This is a genomic window from Streptomyces sp. NPDC059003 (assembly GCF_042740445.1).
Lineage (GTDB): Bacteria > Actinomycetota > Actinomycetes > Streptomycetales > Streptomycetaceae > Streptomyces.
The window spans coordinates 1-1,557 of sequence record NZ_JBHYJH010000433.1; the positions used below are offsets into that span (position 1 = coordinate 1).

Sequence of the window (1,557 nt, forward strand, 5' to 3'; positions counted from 1 at the left end):
GGGGTCCTAGGGGCGGAGCCCCTGGTTTCGGGAAGGGGTGGGACTGGGGCGCCCCCGCGAGGCAACGCCTACGCCTACGCCTGCCCGCCCCGCTCCGCCAGCCACGCCTCGAACGTCGTCGGGGCGATCCGGGCGCCCTCGCCGGGCAGGAGCGCGTTGCCCGCCATCGAGAGACCGAACGGGCCCGACCAGGTCGGGACGAGCTTGACCTCGCGGCCCAGAGCCTGGTGCGTACGCCGCGCCATGTCCACCAGATCCTGCGTCTCGGGCCCCGCCACATCGACGTACCGCCCCTGCGGCTCACCCGCCGCGATCTCGGCGAGGATGTCCCCCACGTCACCGGGCGCGACCGGCTGCACGAGCAGCGGCGCGATGGTGGCGACGCCGTCCTGCTCGGTCCAGCCCGCCACCATCTCGGCGAAGTCGTGGAACTGCGTGAACGGCACGATGGACCACGGCACCGGGCCCTCAGCCACGAGCCGCTCCTGCTCGCGCTTGCCCGCGTAGTGCGCGTTGCCGTCGACGTCGGCGATGCCGGCGATCGACAGGAGGACGTGGTGGCGGACCCCGGCGCGCGCCTCGGCGGCGAGCAGGTTCCCCGTGACGGTGCCGAAGTACGCCACGGTCTCCTTCGGGTCGGTGGCCGTGCAGTTGGTGGTGTCGACGACCGCGTCGACCCCGGCCAGGGCGGCGTCGAGCCCCTCGCCGGTCATCAGGTCCACGCCGAGCGAGCGGCTGATGCGGACGACCTCGTGGCCTGCCTGCTCCAAGGCGGTGGCGGTGCGGGCCCCGATGTTCCCGGTGGCTCCGGCGACGGCGATACGCATGACGATCTCCCCTTGTCCGTGTGTGCCGACCTGCCTCGGCCTGCGACGAGGAAACAGTATCTCGGACTAAATAGATCTGCAATATCCGGGATACTTGATGTCCGAGATAGACTCGGCGCCATGAAACTGCCTGTGAGTACGGAGTGGGTGCTGCACTGCGCCACGTCGCTGGCTCAGCTGGAGCCGGGTGCCACCGCGTCCGCCGCGCAGCTGGCGCGGTACTACGACCTGCCGCAGGCCTATCTCGCGAAGCAGCTCCAGCCCCTGGTCAAGGCGGGCGTCCTGGCCGCGACCACCGGTCCCCGGGGCGGGTTCCGGCTTGCCCGTCCGGCGGCGGAGATCACCTTCCTCGAGATCGTCGAGGCGGTGGACGGCGGGGCCGCTCCGTACGAGTGCCGGGAGATTCGGCAGCAGGGGAAGGGTGCGTTGCCCGCCGAGGACTGTCGGGCCACGTGTCCCATCGCGGTGAAGATGGCCGACGCGCATGCCGCGTGGCGCGGCAGCCTGGCCGGGGTGTCCCTGGCCGACCTCCTGTCGGAGATCCCCCCGACGGCCCCGGAGCGGACGCGTCGCCTCCTGGCGTCGTCTTGAAGTGCCCCGGGCTCCGGCCCGGAAGTTGAAAGCGCGGCGGATGTGGGCTGAGGCCGGGGCCCTGCCGGGGGCTCCCCAAGCCCACCCCTTCCCGAAACCAGGGGGCTCCGCCCCCTGGACCCCCTTCTTTCCGGCCTTC

General features: G+C 72.0%; 2 protein-coding genes. One reads left to right on the plus strand and one right to left on the minus strand.

The genetic code is table 11. The annotated features are described in order from the left end of the window. Window positions 1–74: 74 nt before the first annotated feature. A complete protein-coding gene (locus tag ACFWZ5_RS46390; protein WP_384806943.1) occupies window positions 75–827 on the minus strand; it encodes an SDR family oxidoreductase in 753 nt (250 codons plus the stop codon). A gap of 120 nt (window positions 828–947) precedes the next feature. Here ACFWZ5_RS46390 and ACFWZ5_RS46395 point away from each other — a divergent pair, with 120 nt between their 5' ends. Further along, window positions 948–1,418 carry an RrF2 family transcriptional regulator gene (locus tag ACFWZ5_RS46395; RefSeq protein WP_384806941.1) on the plus strand — a complete coding sequence of 157 codons (471 nt, stop codon included), beginning with the start codon at window positions 948–950 and terminating at the stop codon, window positions 1,416–1,418. Window positions 1,419–1,557: the final 139 nt, after the last annotated feature.